The sequence below is a fragment of the Aeromicrobium jepli genome, from assembly GCF_047246605.1.
In the GTDB taxonomy this organism is placed as follows: Bacteria; Actinomycetota; Actinomycetes; order Propionibacteriales; family Nocardioidaceae; genus Aeromicrobium.
This window is the reverse complement of record NZ_JBFOKO010000002.1, coordinates 284,477-302,187: the sequence shown is the minus strand read 5'-3', so window position 1 is coordinate 302,187 and position 17,711 is coordinate 284,477. Positions and strand designations below refer to the sequence as shown.

14 protein-coding genes are annotated in these 17,711 nt (G+C 72.5%); 9 read left to right on the top strand and 5 right to left on the bottom strand.

Annotated elements, in window-relative coordinates; all coding sequences use genetic code 11:
* Nucleotides 1–42: 42 nt before the first annotated feature.
* From AB3M81_RS05150 to AB3M81_RS05140, 3 genes are all read right to left on the bottom strand, one after another.
* The gene (locus tag AB3M81_RS05150; protein ID WP_412903132.1) at nt 43–939 is read right to left on the bottom strand and encodes a sigma-70 family RNA polymerase sigma factor; all 897 of its coding nucleotides are present in this window, start codon (nt 937–939) and stop codon (nt 43–45) included.
* 103 nt (nt 940–1,042) lie between these two features.
* Nucleotides 1,043–3,172 carry a S9 family peptidase gene (locus tag AB3M81_RS05145; protein WP_412902829.1) on the bottom strand — a complete coding sequence of 710 codons (2,130 nt, stop codon included), beginning with the start codon at nt 3,170–3,172 and terminating at the stop codon, nt 1,043–1,045.
* Complete coding sequence (locus tag AB3M81_RS05140) at nt 3,169–4,506, bottom strand: DNA polymerase IV (RefSeq protein ID WP_412902828.1); 1,338 nt, start codon at nt 4,504–4,506, stop codon at nt 3,169–3,171. The genes AB3M81_RS05145 and AB3M81_RS05140 overlap by 4 nt, the downstream gene beginning before the upstream one ends.
* A gap of 173 nt (nt 4,507–4,679) precedes the next feature.
* Here AB3M81_RS05140 and AB3M81_RS05135 point away from each other — a divergent pair, with 173 nt between their 5' ends.
* From AB3M81_RS05135 to AB3M81_RS05105, 7 genes are all read left to right on the top strand, one after another.
* Nucleotides 4,680–5,219, top strand: coding sequence for a hypothetical protein (locus AB3M81_RS05135; protein ID WP_412902827.1), 540 nt, complete (start codon nt 4,680–4,682; stop codon nt 5,217–5,219).
* A gap of 45 nt (nt 5,220–5,264) precedes the next feature.
* Entirely contained in the window at nt 5,265–5,960 is a 696-nt protein-coding gene (locus tag AB3M81_RS05130) for a YcnI family copper-binding membrane protein (protein ID WP_412902826.1), read from the top strand.
* Nucleotides 5,957–7,603, top strand: a complete 1,647-nt coding sequence (locus AB3M81_RS05125; protein WP_412902825.1) for a copper resistance CopC/CopD family protein — start codon at nt 5,957–5,959, stop codon at nt 7,601–7,603. Before AB3M81_RS05130 ends, AB3M81_RS05125 begins: the two co-directional genes overlap by 4 nt.
* Nucleotides 7,600–8,178: a hypothetical protein gene (locus tag AB3M81_RS05120; RefSeq protein ID WP_412902824.1), complete on the top strand. Its 579-nt coding sequence runs from the start codon at nt 7,600–7,602 to the stop codon at nt 8,176–8,178. Before AB3M81_RS05125 ends, AB3M81_RS05120 begins: the two co-directional genes overlap by 4 nt.
* Before the next feature lie 97 nt (nt 8,179–8,275).
* Nucleotides 8,276–9,250 (top strand): DUF4192 domain-containing protein, encoded by a 975-nt coding sequence (locus tag AB3M81_RS05115; protein WP_412902823.1) that lies wholly within the window; start codon nt 8,276–8,278, stop codon nt 9,248–9,250.
* A 60-nt stretch (nt 9,251–9,310) separates the two neighbouring features.
* Complete coding sequence (locus AB3M81_RS05110; protein ID WP_412902822.1) at nt 9,311–10,786, top strand: glutamate-cysteine ligase family protein; 1,476 nt, start codon at nt 9,311–9,313, stop codon at nt 10,784–10,786.
* A gap of 103 nt (nt 10,787–10,889) precedes the next feature.
* Entirely contained in the window at nt 10,890–12,176 is a 1,287-nt protein-coding gene (locus AB3M81_RS05105; protein ID WP_412902821.1) for an RNA polymerase sigma factor, read from the top strand.
* A gap of 164 nt (nt 12,177–12,340) precedes the next feature.
* Here the strand turns inward: AB3M81_RS05105 and AB3M81_RS05100 are convergent, their stop codons facing one another.
* Nucleotides 12,341–13,582 (bottom strand): polysaccharide pyruvyl transferase family protein, encoded by a 1,242-nt coding sequence (locus AB3M81_RS05100; protein ID WP_412902820.1) that lies wholly within the window; start codon nt 13,580–13,582, stop codon nt 12,341–12,343.
* 104 nt (nt 13,583–13,686) lie between these two features.
* Here AB3M81_RS05100 and AB3M81_RS05095 point away from each other — a divergent pair, with 104 nt between their 5' ends.
* The gene (locus AB3M81_RS05095; protein ID WP_412902819.1) at nt 13,687–15,207 is read left to right on the top strand and encodes a phospholipase D-like domain-containing protein; all 1,521 of its coding nucleotides are present in this window, start codon (nt 13,687–13,689) and stop codon (nt 15,205–15,207) included.
* Nucleotides 15,208–15,271: 64 nt separating this feature from the next.
* Here the strand turns inward: AB3M81_RS05095 and AB3M81_RS05090 are convergent, their stop codons facing one another.
* Complete coding sequence (locus AB3M81_RS05090) at nt 15,272–15,499, bottom strand: DUF7455 domain-containing protein (protein WP_412903131.1); 228 nt, start codon at nt 15,497–15,499, stop codon at nt 15,272–15,274.
* A gap of 84 nt (nt 15,500–15,583) precedes the next feature.
* Here AB3M81_RS05090 and AB3M81_RS05085 point away from each other — a divergent pair, with 84 nt between their 5' ends.
* Nucleotides 15,584–17,680 carry a DNA gyrase/topoisomerase IV subunit B gene (locus AB3M81_RS05085; RefSeq protein ID WP_412903130.1) on the top strand — a complete coding sequence of 699 codons (2,097 nt, stop codon included), beginning with the start codon at nt 15,584–15,586 and terminating at the stop codon, nt 17,678–17,680.
* Nucleotides 17,681–17,711: the final 31 nt, after the last annotated feature.

The window sequence follows — 17,711 nt, the reverse complement described above, 5'->3', positions numbered from 1 at the left end:
TCGGTGTGGGCCGGGGACGCTGCTGCGGACGCCCCCGGCCGGCTAGGCGGCCAGCTCGGGATCGGCGATCTCGCGCAGGCGGGCGATGGCCTGGCGCTCGACCTGGCGCACGCGCTCGGCCGAGATGCCGTGGCGCTTGCCGATGTCGGCCAGCTTCTGCTGGCGTCCGTCGAGCAGGCCGTAGCGGGCCTTGACGATGTCGGCCTCGCGGGCGTCGAGACGGTCGACGAGCGCCAGCAGCTGGTCGCGGGCGTCGTGGTCGAGCATCTCCAGGTCCGGACCGGGCGCGCTGTCGCGGGCGATCAGGTCGCCCAGGCTCGTGTCGCCGTCGTCGTCGACGGGGGAGTCCAGGCTGACGTGGTCACGGCCCCAGGACAGCAGGTCGATGACGCGCTCGACGTCCATGCCCAGCTCCTCGGCGATCTCGGCCGGGTCCGGGTCGTAGCCCAGCTGGCGCTCGAGGTTGCGGCGGGCGCCGGAGACCTGGTTGAGCTCCTCCACGACGTGGACGGGCAGCCGCACGACGCGGGCCTGCTGCGCCACACCGCGGGTGATGGCCTGGCGGACCCACCACGTGGCGTAGGTCGAGAACTTGAAGCCCTTCGCGTAGTCGAACTTCTCGACCGCGCGGATCAGGCCGGTGTTGCCCTCCTGGATGAGGTCGAGCATCGGCATCTGCGCGCGGCCGTACTTGCGCGCGATCGACACGACGAGGCGCAGGTTGGCCTGCACGAACTCCTGGACGGCCCGGTCGCCCTCCTCGGCGATCCATTCGAGCTCCTCGCGCGTGGCGCGCTTGGGCGCGCCGCCCTTGGCGCGGCCGATCCGTCCGGTCTCGAGCAGGTGACGTGCGTACAGTCCTGCCTCGATCGTGCGGCTCAGCTCGACCTCGCGCTCGGCGTCGAGCAGCGGGGTGCGCGCGATCTCGGACAGGTACATGCCGACGCTGTCCTTGCCCTCGAATTCACGGTCTTCCACAGTGATTCCTCCTGACGGTGGCTTCACCGGGTACAACGACCGGAATCGGCTGAGGATTCCGTTCTCAGGAGTTTCTTGGTTTCGCGTCGGTCACACCCGCGGTGTCGATGATCCACGCCAGCTCCCAGGCCCGCTGGCGCCATGCGGCGTACCGGCCGCTGACGCCGCCGTGGCCGGCGGACATCTCCGTGCGCAACAGTACCTCGCGCTCCGCACCGGTCACCTCGCGAAGGCGCGCGACCCACTTCGCCGGCTCGACGTAGAGCACGCGCGTGTCGTTGAGCGACGTCGCCGCGAGGATCCTCGGGTACTGCTGGTCGGTGACGTTCTCGTACGGGGCGTAGCCCTTCATGTACGCGTAGACGTCGGGGTCGTGCAGCGGGTCGCCCCACTCGTCCCACTCGATGACGGTCAGCGGCAGGGACGGGTCGAGGATCGACGTGAGCGGGTCGACGAACGGCACGTCGGCGAAGATGCCGGCGAACGCGTCGGGGGCGAGGTTGGCGACGGCGCCCATGAGCAGGCCGCCCGCGCTGCCGCCCTCGGCGACGAGACGGTCGGCCGACGTCCAGCCCTCGGCGACGAGATGGCGCGCGCACGCGATGAAGTCCGTGAAGGTGTTGCGCTTGGCCAGCTGCTTGCCGTCGTCGTACCAGCGCCGGCCCATCTCGCCGCCACCGCGCACGTGCGCCACGGCGTACACGAAGCCGCGGTCGAGCAGGCTCAGCCGCGAGATCGAGAAGTCGGGGTCGAGGCTGATCTCGTACGAGCCGTAGCCGTAGATCAGGCCGGGTGCCGAGCCGTCGCGCGGCGTGCCGCGCCGGCACACGATCGACAGCGGGACGAGGGCGCCGTCGTCCGCGCGGACCCACGCGCGGTGCTGCTCGTAGTCGGCCGGGTCGAAGTCGCCCAGGACGGGTGCGCGGCGGCGCAGGATCCGCTCGCCGGTGGCGGGGTCGAGGTCCCAGATCGTGGCCGGCTCGACGTAGGACGTGTAGCCGATGCGCAGGTAGCGCGGGTCCCACTCGGCGTTGCCGCCCAGGCCGCACGTGAACAGCTCGGCGTCGAAGTCCAGCTCGCGCGGCTCGCCGATCGCGTCGCCGTCGATGGGCATGAGCGCGAGGCGCGTCGTGGCGTCGCGGCGGTACGAGAGCACGAGGTGGCGCGCGAACGCGTCGACCGCCTCGAGGCGGACCTCGTCGGAGCCGGGGACGAGGACGCGCGTCGCGGTGGGGTCCTCCAGCGGCGCGATGGCCAGCTCGAAGTTGACGGCGCCGTCGTTGTGCAGGATCGCGAGGTGGTCGCGGCCGCCCGCGACGACGTGCTCGACGGAGTAGTCGACGCCCTCGCGGCGCGGCCACACGACGGCGAACTCGCCCGTGGGATCCTGCGCGTCGAGCAGCCGCACCTCGGACGTCACCTTGGAGCCGACGGCGATCACGAGGAAGCGCTCGGAGCTGCTGCGGCCGACCCCGACGAAGAAGCGCTCGTCGGGCTCCTCGAACACGAGGACGTCCTCGGCGTCGCCGCCGACCTCGTGCCGCCACACGCGGTGCGGCCGCCAGGCGTCGTCGACGGTGACGTAGAACAGGTAGCGGCCGTCGGCCGACCAGGTCGCGCCCGGCGCGGTGTCGGTGATCGTGTCGGCGAGCTCCTCGCCGGTGGAGAGCCGCCGGATGCGGATCGTGTACCGCTCGTCGCCGGCCGTGTCGGCGGACCAGGCCAGCAGGTCGCCGTCGTCGGAGATGCTGAACGCGCCGAGCGAGAAGAAGTCGTGACCCTCGGCCTCGGCGTTCGCGTCGAGCAGGACCTCCTCGCCCGCGGGGACCGTCCCCGGCGCGACCGCCGGCGGCTCCCAGTCGTCCGGGCCGGCCAGCGGCGCACGGCAGCGGATCGAGTACTGGCTGCCCTCGACGGTGCGCGTGTAGTACCACCAGCGGTCGTGGCGCAGCGGCACCGACATGTCGGTCTCGAGGGTGCGGTCCTTGATCTCGGTGAACAGCTGCTCGCGCAGGTCCGCCAGGTGCGCCGTCGTGTCCTCGGCCCACGCGTTCTCGGCCTCGAGGTAGGCGATCGTCGCCGGGTCCTCCTTGTCGCGCAGCCAGTCGTACGCGTCGACGACGGTGTCGCCGTGGTGGGTCCGCTCCTGGGGGCGGCGCGGGGCGTGGGGGACGGCGGGCCGGGCGTCGGTCATTCCTCGACCGTACCGGCCGGCTCCGACCGCGTCGTGCGATGCCCGGGAACGAGCTCGGGGTCGTCGGCGCGCAGGGTCCGGACGGGTCCGACGGGCGTGTGGCGGGTCTCGAACCGGACCGTCACCAGGCCCAGCCCGCGGCCCCACACCCAGCCGTCGCCGTGCTCGGCGTGGTGGACGTCCTGGCCGGGCGACCACTCCTGCCGTGGCGGCGGATCGGCCGGCGTGGGGAGCAGGTCCTCGGCCTCCTCGGGCAGCTCGGCGTCGTCGGTGGCGAACAGGTCGTCTTGGACCCAGTCGGCGAGGCCGCTGACGCCGACGCCCAGCAGCCGCAGGCCGCCGCCGGTGTCCGTCGCGTCGAGCAGGCGGCGCGCGGTCTGGGCGATGACGCGCGGCTGATCCGTGGGCGCGGCCAGCGTGAGCGAGCGGGTGTGCGTGCTGAAGTCGTGGTACCGGACCTTGAGCGTGATCGTCCGGCCGGACAGGCCGGCCTTGCGCAGGCGTGCGGCGGTCCTGCGCGCGAGCGCGTCGCAGATCAGGCCGAGCTCGCCGCGGTCGACGATGTCGGTCTCGAAGGTGTCCTCGGTGCTGACGGACTTGTTCTCGCGGTGCGAGCTCACGGCACGGTCGTCGATCCCGCGCGAGAGCCGGTGCAGCGAAGCACCGGCCGCCTGGCCGAGCAGGTCGACGAGCTCGGCCTCGGAGTGGCGCCACACGTCGCCGACCCGCGTGATGCCGACGTGGTGCAGGCGCGCGGCGGTGGCCGGGCCGACGCCCGCGATGACGGTGACGGGCATGGGCTCGAGCAGGTCGCGCTCGGTGCCGGGGGCGACGATGAACGAGCCGTCGGGCTTGTCGATCTCGGTGGCGATCTTGGCCATGAGCTTGGACGTCGCGACGCCGACCGAGGCGGTGAGCCCCTCCGTCACGCGCGTGACGTCGGCGCGCAGGCGGTCGACGAGCTCCGGCACCGCGGCCGGGTCGAAGTCCTCGCGGGCCGCGAGGTCGACGAACGCCTCGTCGAGCGAGAGCGGCTCGACGGCGGGGGAGAGCTCGCGCAGCAGGCCCATGACGAGCCCCGAGGCCTCGCGGTAGGCGTCGAAGCGGCCGGACAGGAACGCGGCGTGCGGGCAGCGGGACCGCGCCTCGGCCATGCTCATCGCCGAGCGGACCCCGAACCGGCGGGCCTCGTACGACGCCGTGGAGACGACGCCGCGATGGCCGACGCCGCCGACGATCACGGGCTTGCCGCGCAGGGAAGGCTTGTCCCGTTGCTCGACCGACGCGAAGAACGCGTCCAGATCCAGGTGCAGGATCGAGGCCGTCGGACGCATGGGCCCCATTGTCGCGGGTCGGGCCGCACGTTGACGGTGCCCCGGCCGAACGGCCGGGGCACCGTCGTGTCCGCGCGCGTCTCGACGGTGGCGCCGGCGCTGTCCGTAACGCTGCTGTGAACTTTCGGTCACGCCCGGCGGCGTCCGGCCGGGCAGGGCCTACGCTGGCGACCGTGTCCACCCCCGTCGCTCCCGCGCCGCGCCTCCTGCGCGCCGGCCTGGTGACCCTGTGGGGGATGCTCCTGGCGGTCGGCGCCCACGTGGCGGGCAGCGGCGAGGCGCCGCCGGCCGTCGCGCTCGTTCCGGTCGCCGCCGGTGTCGCCGCACTCACGTGGTGGGCGACGGCACACCGGATCAGGTTCGCCGGCGCGCTCGTCCTGCTGGCCCTGCCGCAGCTGGCCGTCCACGCCCTGTCCGGCTACGTCCACGGGCACCAGGTGCTGCCGACGTCGGCCGCGATGGTCGCCGCGCACCTCGCCGGCGTCGCGCTGATGGCCGCCGGCGTGGCCGGTGCCGAGCGCCTCTGGTGGGCGGCCTGGCGCCGCGTCGCCGTCGTCGTCGGACCGGTGCGCTCGCGCCCGCGCCCCGTGACCCGCCCCGTCGCGCCGTCCCCGCCGCCCCTCGTCACGAGCCTGCTCGACCACGTCGTCGTGCGCCGCGGCCCGCCCTTCTCCCGGGTCGTGAGCGTCCCGGTCACCCGCGCCTGCGGGTGACCTCGTCCCGCCCGTTCCGGGCGGTCATGAACACAGGAGAAGACCATGTCCACCACCCACCGTGCCGCCCGTGTGGCGGCCCTCGCCCTCGGCTCCGGCGCGCTCGTCCTCGCGGGTGCCGGCACCGCCTCGGCCCACGTGTCGGTCACGCCCTCGTCCACGGCGGCGGGCTCGTACAGCGTGCTGACCTTCTCGGTCGGTCACGGCTGCGAGGCCTCGCCGACGACGCGCCTGGCGATCCAGATCCCGGAGTCGATCATCGCCGTCACCCCGACGGTCAACCCCAACTGGACCGTCGAGAAGAAGATGGCGAAGCTCGCGTCCTCGACGCAGGACAGCCACGGCGAGGCGGCCACCGAGCGCGTCGCGGAGGTCGTCTACACCGCGAAGCAGCCGTTGCCGGACGGCCTGCGCGACGCCGTCGCGCTGCAGCTGCCGCTGCCCGACGAGGAGGGGGAGAAGGTCGTCTTCCCCGTCATCCAGACCTGCGAGAAGGGCGAGACCGCCTGGACGCAGACGTACGAGGAGGGTGAGGACGAGCCCGAGTCGCCGGCCCCGTTCATCGAGACGACCGCCGCGACCGATGACGGTCACGGCCACGGCACGTCGGACTCCGCGGACGAGGACGCCGACGAGGCCGGGACCGGCACCGACGCGCTCGGCTGGGCCGGCGTCGTGCTCGGCGCCCTCGGCCTGGCCGCCGGCGGATTCGCGCTGGGGCGCACGCGGAAGCGCGCGTGACCTTCGCCCTCGGCGCCCGGGGAGCGCGGCTGCTGGCCGCGCTCTCCGGGCTCCTGCTCCTCGTGGGCTGGCCGCTCCCGGCCGAGGCCCACGCGTCCGCGATCGGCAGCACGCCGAGCGACGGACAGGTGCTGGCCTCGCCACCCTCCGAGCTCACGGTGACGTTCAGCGAGCCCGTGACGCTCGCGCGCACGGACAACGCGCTGCTGGACGCGCGGGGCGAGGAGCAGCCCGCGACCTTCACCGTCACGGGCAGCGTCCTGCGCATCACGCCGGAGCAGCCGCTGGCGACCGGCTCGCATGTCGTGACGTGGCGGGTCGTCTCGGCCGACTCCCATCCCGTGACGGGCGGGTTCACGTTCGCCGTCGGCGAGGCCACGCCGGGCGCGGTCGCGGTGCCGGCCTCGCAGGCCCAGCGTGAGCTCAACCTCGTGCGGACGGTCGTCGAGGGGCTGCGGTACGCGGGCGTGCTCGGCCTCGCCGGCCTCGTCGCGTTCTGCGCCTTCATCGCGCCCGCGGGGGTGCGACGCGACGGCGACGTGGACCGCCGGACGGGCCGGTTCACGGTCGGACTCGCCGCGCTCGCGGTCCTCGCCTCGCTCGGCCTCGTGCCGGTCATCGCCCTGTGGGAGGCGGGTGGACCGCTGTCGTCGGTGCTGGGACCGGAGGCGTGGCGGGACGGACTGGGCTCGTCGGCGGGTGTGGCCGTCCTGCTCACCGCCGCCGGCGCGGCCGCCGCGCTGTGGGGCCGGACGCGCCCCGGCGCCGTCGCTGCGGCGGGCATCGCGCTGCTGCTCGCCTCGCTGCTGCCGGTCGGGCACACCCGCAGCTACGGCCCCGCGTGGCTCGTCCTGGCCGCCGATCTCGTCCATGTCGGGGCCGGCGCCCTGTGGTGGGGCGGCCTGCTGGGCCTGGGCGTCGTCCTGGCCGCCTCGTCGCTGCGGCCGGTCGAGCGCGCCGCCGCCGTCGCCCGGTTCTCCTCCGTGGCCGTCGTCGTGCTCGTGGCCCTCGCGGTCGCCGGTGCCGTCCTGTTCTGGCGCATCGCCGGCTCGCTCCCCGCCCTGTGGGAGAGCGCGTACGGACGCGCCGTCCTGGTCAAGGTGGCGCTGCTGGCGCCGGTCGTCGTCCTCGCCGCGTGGAACCGGCTCGAGCTGGTGCCGCGGCTCCGGGGGCGCGAGACCGCCGCGGCGGCGCGGCTGCTGCGCAGGACCGTCGCCGCCGAGGCGCTCGCTCTGGCGGCCGTCCTCGTCGCGACCGGCGCGCTCGTCGGCCAGACGCCCCCGGCCCGCGCCGACGTCGTGCGCGCCGGCGTCCCGACCGTGCAGCGCTCCGACCTGGAGCTGGGGGAGTCCCATCGCCTCCGGGTCGTGGTCTCGCCCGTGCGCCGCGGCACCAACGCCGTGCAGGTGGCGCTCGTCGACACGAACGGCCGAGAGGTCGACCTCGACGCGGTGCCCCGCCTGCAGGTCTCGTCGGACGACGCCGGCGTCGGCGCCATGAACCGCCCGCTGTCGCGCACCGCCCCGGGCCGGTGGGAGGGCACCCTCGACCTGCCCCTGCCGGGCACGTGGAAGCTGGCCGTCGCGGTGCGGCTGTCGCGGTTCGACGAGCCCGTCGTCTTCGCGGAGGTGGAGGTCCCATGACGACCTGTGCAGCTCGGCTCGCCGCCGTCGTCGCCCTCGCGTCGGTCGGCGTCCTCGGGCCGGTCGTGCCGGCCCACGCGGACGTGACGGTCGACGCCGCGGTCCCCCAGGGCGACGGCACGACCGCCCTCGTCCTGGCCCTGCGGGACGGCTGCGGGTCGTCCGCCACGACCGGCCTGTCGGTCGAGGTGCCGGCAGGGTCGGCCCTCGTCGGCGCGACGGCGCCCGAGGGCTGGAGCGTCCGGCTCGACGGACCGCTCCTCGAGGCCGACGGACCCGGAGTGCCGCCGGGCGACGTGGCCGAGGTCATCCTCACGGCGCGCATCGGCGCCGAGCCCGGCGACACGGTGGACCTCGCCGTCCGCCAGCGCTGCGCCGACGGGTCCGCGCCCGCGCCGGCGACGACCGGGTTCGAGGCGACCGCCGAGGTCGTCGACCCGGGCCTCGCCGTGCGCGAGGCGGCCGACGTGCCGCCCGGCGCGGGACCGCGCGAGATCGCGGTCGCGGTGGGCCTCGTCACGGCTCTCGCCGCCGGTGCCGGAGCCTGGCTCGCGCGCCGCGCGCGTCGCCGCTGACGTCCGCTCGTCCACAGTCCGGGGCCGTGGCCACCGGCCGTCCACAGCGCGCGCGACGGCCCTTCTGCCGAGCCGCTCGGGCCGAGAGGGTCGAGGCATGACCCAGCACGAGGCGCCCTACCGCGCCACCACCCACGAGGACCTGCTCAACACCCTGCCCGCGATGTTCGGGTTCGTCCCGCGCGAGAGCGTCATCGGACTGTGCGTCCACGGCGAGCGCAGCCGGTTCGGCTTCCGGCTGCGGCACGACCTGCCCGACCCGGGCGGCGAGACGGACCTCGCCACGGGACTCGCGCCGCACCTGCTGCGCGCCGGCGCGGACGGCTTCCTGGTGCTGGCGGTGTCCGCCGACGCCGAGCGGGCGCGGGCGATGGTGCTCGCGCTGCGGGACGCGCTGCCGCCCGAGCGGTGCCGGCTCGTGCTCTGGGCCGACGACCAGCGGGTCTGGTCGGACGCGCCCGGCGCCCCGCCCGAGGGCGAGCCCTACCGGCTCAGCGAGCACCACGAGGCGCGCGTGCGGGCGGTCGCGGCCGGCCGGGTCATCCTCGACGACCGTGCGGCGCTGTACGCGGAGGTCGCCGGACCCCGGGGCGAGCGGCTGCGCTGGCTCGACGCCGCGCACGACGAGGCGATCGACGCGTTCGTCGCGCGGGCACTCCGGCCCGACGCGGGCGACGTGCCCGCCGTCGAGCGTGCTCGGGTGGCCTCGCTCGTCGACCGCGCGCTGGCGGGGGAGCGGCTCACCGACGGCGACCGCGTCGAGATCGCAGTCCTGGTCGCCGCGGTCAGCGTCCGGGACGCCGAGTGGGTGCGGATCGACCGGGACAACGCCCTCGGGATGCACGCCGTCTGGGCGTCGGTCAGCCGCACGGCGGTGCCCGACTTCGCGTCCGCGCCCTTGTCGCTCGCTGGCTTCGCCGCGTGGCAGGCGGGGGACGGTGCGCGGGCCGCCGTGGCGCTGGAGGAGGCGCTGCGCCTCGACCCCGACTACACGATGGCGCGGCTGCTGATGGAGCTGCTGCAGTCGGGGCTGCACCCGGACCGGTGGCACGCCCCGGAGCTCAGCGCATGAGGCGGGGGTGCCGCTCGCTCGGCGCGCGAGGTGCCCGCTCCTGCCCATACGCTGGGCGCCATGGGACAGGACGTCGAAGCCCGCGAGTTCACCGGTGAGGACCGGGCCCGCTACCGCGCGAAGGTCCGGCGCAACCTGGACGTCCTCGCGGCGATGCTGGGGCAGCAGGACTTCTCCGTGCCCGACCCGCACGTGGGCGTCGAGATCGAGTTCAACCTGATCGACGAGGCCGGCGACCCCGCGCTGCGCAACCTCGAGACGCTCGACGCGATCGCCACCGAGGACTTCCAGACCGAGCTGGGCCGGTTCAACGTCGAGATCAACGTGCCGCCGTCGCCTGTCGCCGGCCGGGGGCTGGCGGACATGGCCGAGCGCATGCGCGACGACCTCAACGCGGCCCAGAGCAAGGCGCAGAGTGTCGACACGGGGCTGCTCATGATCGGCATCCTGCCGACGCTGGACGCACGGCACCTCACCCGCGAGACGATCTCGGAGAACCCGCGCTACCACCTGCTGTCGGACCAGATCCTGACCGCGCGCGGCGAGGACATCCACATCGTCATCAACGGCGTCGAGCGGCTGCGGACCACGATCGACACGATCATCGCCGAGGCGGCCTGCACCAGCACCCAGCTGCACCTGCAGGTCGAGCCGGACGACTTCGCGCCGACGTGGAACGCGGCGCAGGCCATCGCCGGCGTCCAGACCGCGGTCGGGGCGAACTCGCCGTTCCTGCTGGGCAAGCGGTTGTGGCACGAGACCCGGATCGCGCTGTTCGAGCAGGCCACCGACACCCGCACCGACGAGCTCAAGGCCCAGGGCGTCCGCCCGCGGGTGTGGTTCGGCGACCGGTGGATCACCTCGGTGTTCGACCTGTTCGAGGAGAACTCCCGCTACTTCCCGGCGCTGCTGCCGATCGTCGAGGACGAGGACCCGGTCGCCGAGATCGAGGCCGGCCGGATCCCCATGCTGCCCGAGCTGCGCCTGCACAACGGCACGATCTGGCGCTGGAACCGCCCGATCTACGACGTCGTCGACGGCAAGCCGCACCTGCGCGTCGAGAACCGCCTGCTGCCCGCCGGCCCGACCGTGCCCGACACGGTCGCCAACGCGGCCCTGTTCTACGGGCTCGTCACCGCGCTGACCGAGCAGGAGCGCCCGGTGTGGAGCCAGCTGCCGTTCAAGGCGGCCGAGGAGGGCTTCCACGCGGCGGCCAAGGCGGGCATCGAGGCCGAGGTGTTCTGGCCCGGCGTGGGGACCGGGCCCGTGCGCGAGCTGGTCCTGCAGCACCTGCTGCCGCTGGCGCACGTGGGGCTCGAGCGCCGTGGCGTGGACTCCGCCGTGATCGACCAGTACCTGCAGATCATCGAGCGTCGCTGCGCGACGGGCCGCAACGGGGCGACGTGGCTCATCTCGCAGTTCGACCGCACGCACGAGAAGGGCCGGGACGTCTTGGACACGATGCGCGCGGTCACGCGCCGTTACGCCGAGCACATGCACGAGGGGGAGCCGGTCCACACCTGGTCCGTCGGCTGACCGGTTCGCGGGTAGGGTTGGGCGCCGTGGCACACTGGTGCCAGAGGTTGACCGCAGGCCTCATTGTCATGCCCCGAAACGACGTTGTGAGGTTGATGTTCCGGTGACTCGTGCCGCCCAGACCGAAGAGGCAGCGAACACGAAGAAGGCGCCCGCCACGGCAACGAAGAAGGCTCCTGCCAAGAAGGCCGCGGCCAAGAAGGCGCCCGCCAAGAAGGCCGCCGCGAAGAAGACCGCGGCCAAGAAGGTCGCCGACGACGTCGTGCTCACCGACGAGGTCGACCTCGCCGACGTGCTCGAGACGCCGGCCCCCGCCGCCGTCGACGCCGACGGCAAGAAGGTGCTTCCGGACATCGCCGACGAGGTCTTCGAGAAGGACCTGGCCACCGATCCGACCCTCAAGGAGGACGAGGAGGCCAGCTTCACGCTCTCCAGCGCGGACGACACCGACGAGCCCGCCGTCCAGGTGACGGTCGCGGGAGCCACGGCCGACCCGGTCAAGGACTACCTCAAGCAGATCGGCAAGGTCGCGCTGCTGACCGCGGCCGAGGAGGTCGAGCTCGCCAAGCGCATCGAGGCGGGCCTGTTCGCCGAGGAGAAGCTCGCCAAGTCCAAGCGCGTCGCGGACAAGCTCCGCGAGGAGCTCGAGTGGATCATCATCGACGGCCGCCGCGCCAAGAACCACCTGCTCGAGGCCAACCTGCGTCTCGTCGTCTCGCTCGCCAAGCGCTACACGGGCCGCGGCATGCTCTTCCTGGACCTGATCCAGGAGGGCAACCTCGGCCTCATCCGCGCGGTCGAGAAGTTCGACTACACCAAGGGCTTCAAGTTCTCGACGTACGCCACGTGGTGGATCCGCCAGGCGATCACCCGCGCCATGGCCGACCAAGCGCGCACGATCCGCATCCCGGTCCACATGGTCGAGGTCATCAACAAGCTGGCCCGTGTCCAGCGCCAGATGCTGCAGGACCTGGGCCGCGAGCCCACGCCCGAGGAGCTGGCGGTCGAGCTGGACATGACGCCCGAGAAGGTCGTCGAGGTCCAGAAGTACGGCCGTGAGCCCATCTCCCTCCACACGCCGCTGGGCGAGGACGGCGACAGCGAGTTCGGTGACCTCATCGAGGACTCCGAGGCGATCGTCCCGGCCGACGCCGTGTCGTTCACCCTCCTGCAGGAGCAGCTGCACGCGGTGCTGGACACGCTCAGCGAGCGCGAGTCCGGCGTCGTGTCGATGCGCTTCGGCCTGACCGACGGCCAGCCCAAGACCCTCGACGAGATCGGCAAGGTCTACGGCGTCACGCGCGAGCGCATCCGCCAGATCGAGTCCAAGACGATGAGCAAGCTGCGTCACCCCTCGCGCTCGCAGGTCCTGCGCGACTACCTCGACTGATCATCAGGTTTCCAGAACGCCCGCCCGGCACCGCCGGGCGGGCGTTCTGCTTTCTGGTGGTCGAGTGCCTGCGAGGAACGACCCGGTGTATCGAGACCACGTAACGAGCTGATCTCGATCACCGGCTGGGCGCTCTCGGGTCGCGCGAGCGCCGAGACCGGGCCTCAGCGCAGGCGGCGGCGGACCGCGCGCGCCGCGCGGCGCAGCAGCGGGGGAGGACCGGCGTCCGAGCGCACCGCCGGCGGGTAGCCGGGATCGGCGGCAACGGCGTCGACCGCGGCGTCGAACCGCTCGACCCCGCCGTCGGGGCCGAAGCCGTGCCGCAGGCCGTGACGGCAGAGGAACGCGGCGTACGTCTCCCAGCGCTCGCGGTGGCCGTCGACGAGCGCCGACCAGTCGGCCTCGGCGTACAGGTCCGGAGCCGAGATGGACTCGGGGTCGCGCTCGTCGAGCCGGACGAACGGGATCCGGTGGTACCGGGCCAGCTCGAGCGTGCGCGAGTCGTGCGCCAGCAGGACGGCGGGCGTGCCCGAGACGAGCGAGACGATCGTGCCGTGGATGCGCGTGCCGAACCCGAAGTGCCGGCGCCGCAGCTCCTCCTGCCACGCGGGGATGCTCAGCGGGAAGACGGTGCGGCCGGGCGCGAACACCGGGTGCTCGGGGTGCAGCGGCAGCAGGGGGTCGTCGCCCGGCAGGGGAGTGCCCCGCAGCAGCAGCCTCAGCGTGCGGTGGTCCTGGCCGAAGTAGGTCAGGTGCGGGTGCCGGCGCAGCGCGTTGCGCAGGACCGGCCCCATCTGCGTGACGTAGGGCGAGATCGTGATGGCGATCGGGTCGTCGTCGGCGATCGCGGCGGGCAGTCGCAGCGGCAGGTCGGGCCCGTGCAGGAACATCGAGGGGCAGCCAATCACGTCCACGCGGTCCTCCTCGAAGCCGAGGCCGACGAGGTACTCCTTCGTGAAGTCGCCGCGGACGCCGATCGAGGGGCCGCGCTCCAGGACGGCGCGCACGAAGCGTCGCGTGGCGCGGTCGACGGCCTCGCGCTCCGCGCGCGGGGCGTTGCCGTCGAGGTCGGCCTGGGCGCCGACGCCCAGGACGGTGAAGCCGGTGGTCAGCTGCTCGATCGCGGCGGCCTGCCGGTCGAGGGCCTTGAGGTTCGAGGCGCGGAAGTGGTTGGCCAGCGGGAACACGACGTGGTCGAACTCGCGGTTCACCCTGGCGGGGTCGGCGAACCAGGGGCCCGTGGGGGCCGCGGTGACCTCGTCGCCGGGGTGCGTCATGAGCCGCTCGGAGGCGTAGCTGAACGCCAGGTTGCCGACGTTGTTGCCGATCAGGTTGCGGTCCAGGACCGTGGCGGCGTCGGCCGGTTCGAGCGCGGGATGGTGAACCTTCAGCAGAATGCGCGCCACGCGGCCACTCTACCGGCGCGCCCCTGCCGCCCGCGCTCACGCGACGGCAGATGCTGATGGGTTAGTCTGATGCGACTGTTCTCAACGCCTCGGGGAGTTTCTCTGTGATCGTCAGCCATCGACTTCGGCTCGCGAGCGTCGCTGCGATCGGAGCCCTCGTGCTGCCGCTCGTGGCCGCCACGTCGACCTTCGGCGCCGACGAGGCTCCCGCCGCCGAGCCCGCCGCGGTCCAGACGCCCGAGCCCCAGGCCGAGCCGCAGGCGCAGGTCGCTCCGCAGGCGACCGCCGCCGCGGCGGCCACCAAGGGCCGGCCGTACGGCTCCGCCTACCCGATCGACGTCGAGGCGAACTTCTCGCGCCCGTACTTCGACCAGGGCGCCTCGAACCGCGACTACTCGCTGCTCAACGACCTCGAGCGCCTCATCCGGGGCTCGTACAAGACCCCCGCGGGCAAGTACAAGTCCAAGAAGATGCGCCGCTCCACGTGGGTGTACGCGGGCAACTCGCGCATGGAGGACTCCGTGCGCGTCGGCCGCGAGCTCGTCCGCGCCGCCAAGGCCGGCGTCAACGTGCGCTTCATCCACCCCGATGCGCACCACTCGCCGGCGTCGAAGAAGCTGCGCAAGCAGCTCAACGCCACGAAGTACGGCAGGTACAAGGCCTGCGGCCGCGGCAAGTCGATGGCGTGCCTGTCGCGCGTCAGCGGCGCGATCATGCACTCCAAGATCGTGATGGTCAGCGACACCTACACCCGCAGCGGCCGCCCGGCCCGCGGCGTCGTCTGGACCGGCTCGTCCAACTTCGGCGGCCGCAGCGCCGAGCGCACGTTCAACAACGGCACCACGATCTACAACGACAAGAAGCTCTGGTACCAGATGCGCGGCGTCTGGAACGACATGTGGGCCGAGCGCAACATCGGTCGCGACTACATGCGCTACATCGCGAAGCGCAAGAGCCGCTACGGCTACCGCACCGCCGGGCGTGACGGCTACAGCGGGGCGTACGCCAGCCGCGGCATCCTGTACTCCAACCTGGCGAACTACACGGTCCACGTCTCGCCGCTGCGCGCGACGCCCACCAACGGCCGGGACCCGATCCTCAACATGCTCAACCGGATCGTCCCCGACGACCAGTGCCGCATCCGCGTGATGGAGAACCGCTTCAAGTACCGCCGCATCGCGCTGGCGTACAAGCTCGCGGCGCTCAACAACGGCGGCTGCCGGATCTCGATCGTCGCGTTCAAGGACGACTGGAAGAAGAACTACCGCGAGCACTGCTTCCAGCTGCTGCGCGTGTGCAAGCCGATCCTCGACGTCCTCAAGACGTCGCGCACCGAGGTCGACGCCGCGTACGCGCAGATCCACGACAAGACGATCCTGGTCGACGCGAAGCTCAAGCCGAACGCCCTCAACCCCGAGGAGCGCCTGCCCAACGGCCGCGCCTGGCCGCGCTCCGGCTCGCGCGTGAAGCTCACGCTCTCGGGCTCGGCGAACCTCACGGGCTCGAACCTCGTGGCCAGCGACGAGATCACCACGATCACGACCGACCCGGACGTGTACGACTCCTACGTCGAGCACTGGCGCGCGGTCACCCAGACGAAGGCCTACGGCGTCTTCAAGTACTGAGCCGCACACGACGACGGCCCGGTCCCCGTGAGGGGGCCGGGCCGTCGTGGTCTCGGAGGGTGGGTCAGACCGACAGCTTGTCGCTCTCGTCGCGGTACGCGACGGCGATCTCGCGCAGTCGGGGCTCGTGCTGGCGGGCGTGGTGTCCACAGAACACCAGGTCGGCACCGGACGCGAGCTCGACACGGACAAGAGCCTGCGCACCACAGCGGTCGCAGCGGTCGGCTGAGGTCAGGGCGGGGAACTCGGCGGTTGCCGTCACGGTGTCCTCGTTTCGTCGGTGATCGAACATCTCCATCCATACTCTCTCACCGCGCCAAGGGCACGCCGACGCGCTGGGTCCCGCGTGTCCGTGCTGGACGGCTGGCTCGGCTCGATACCGTGGAGGCCGGGGGACCGGACCAGGAGGAACAGGACCATTTCGACGTACGACGCGCGCAACCTGCTCGTTCTCGAGGGACTCGAGGCGGTGCGCAAGCGCCCCGGCATGTACATCGGCTCGACCGACACGCGCGGGCTCATGCACTGCCTGTGGGAGATCATCGACAACTCCGTCGACGAGGCGCTGGGTGGGCACTGCACCAACATCGAGGTGCTGCTGCACGCCGACAGCTCCGTCGAGGTCCGCGACAACGGCCGCGGCGTCCCCGTCGACGTCGAGCCCAAGACCGGCCTGACCGGCGTCGAGGTCGTCTACACGAAGCTGCACGCGGGCGGCAAGTTCGGCGGCGGCTCCTACAACGCCACGGGCGGCCTCCACGGCGTCGGCGCCTCCGTCGTGAACGCGCTGTCCGCGCGCCTCGACGTCGAGGTCGACAAGGGCGGCGCCACGTGGGCCATGTCGTTCCGGCGCGGCGTCCCCGGCACGTTCAAGGGCGACCACGTCGACGCCGACTTCACGCCCGACAACACGCTGCACAAGGTCGGCAAGGTCGCCAAGGCCCGCACCGGCACGCGCGTGCGCTACTGGGCCGACCCGCAGATCTTCATCAAGGGCGCGCAGTTCTCGTACGACGACCTCGTCGCGCGCGCCCGCCAGACCTCGTTCCTGGTCCCCGGCCTGCGCATCGTCATCCGCGACGAGCGCGGCGAGGAGCCCCAGGAGGAGGAGTTCCTGCACGAGGGCGGCATCTCCGAGTTCTGCGACTTCCTCGCGCCCGACGCCCCCGTGAGCGACGTCGTCCGCATCCAGGGCGAGGACACGTTCGTCGAGACCGTGCCCGTGCTGGACACGAAGGGGCACATGACGCCGCAGGACGTCGAGCGCACGCTGGGCGTCGACATCGCGCTGCGCTGGGGCACCGACTACGACACCGTCATGAAGTCGTTCGTCAACATCATCGCCACGCCCAAGGGCGGCACGCACGTCTCGGGCTTCGAGCGCGGCCTGACGAAGGTCTTCAACGAGGTCCTGCGCAACACGCGCCTGCTCAAGAACGGCGACCCGGACGTCATCAAGGACGACGTGCTCGAGGGCATGACGGCCGTCGTCACGGTCAACCTGGCCGAGCCGCAGTTCGAGGGCCAGACCAAGGAGGTCCTCGGCACGCCTCCGGTGACGCGCATCGTCAACAAGATCGTCACCCGCGAGCTGAAGTCGTTCCTGACGTCCACCAAGACGGCCGAGAAGGCCAAGGCCCGCCAGGTCATGGAGAAGGTCGTCGGCGCCTCGCGCACGCGTCTGGCCGCGCGCCAGCACCGCGACACGCAGCGCCGCAAGAACGCCCTCGAGTCCAGCGCGCTGCCCGCGAAGCTGGCCGACTGCCGCAGCAACGACGTCGACCGCTCCGAGCTGTTCATCGTCGAGGGCGACTCGGCGCTCGGCACGGCGAAGTCCGCGCGCGACGCCGAGTTCCAGGCCCTGCTGCCGATCCGTGGCAAGATCCTCAACGTCCAGAAGGCCAGCATCGGCGACATGCTCAAGAACGCCGAGTGCTCGTCGATCATCCAGGTCGTCGGTGCCGGCTCGGGCCGCACGTTCGACCTCGACGCCGCCCGGTACGGCCGCGTGATCTTCATGGCGGACGCCGACTCCGACGGCGCCCACATCCGCTGCCTGCTGGCGACGCTGTTCTTCCGCTACATGCGCCCGCTCGTGGAGGCCGGTCGCGTCTACACGGCCGTCCCGCCGCTGCACCGCATCGAGCTGGTCAACCCCAAGAAGGGGCAGGACAAGTACATCTACACGTACTCCGACCCCGAGCTGCAGCGCAAGCTCGCCGAGCTGAAGAAGAAGGGCATCCGCTGGAAGGACGCCCCGCAGCGCTACAAGGGCCTCGGCGAGATGGACGCCGACCAGCTGGCCGAGACCACGATGGACCCGCGCCACCGCACGCTGCGCCGCCTCACGGTGGACGACGCCGAGGCCGCGGCCGAGGTCTTCGAGCTGCTCATGGGCAACGAGGTCCCGCCGCGCAAGGAGTTCATCATCCAGGGCGCCTACGAGATCGACGCCGACCTGATCGACGCCTGACCGGGCTGCCTGTCGTGACGCACGTGTCCGA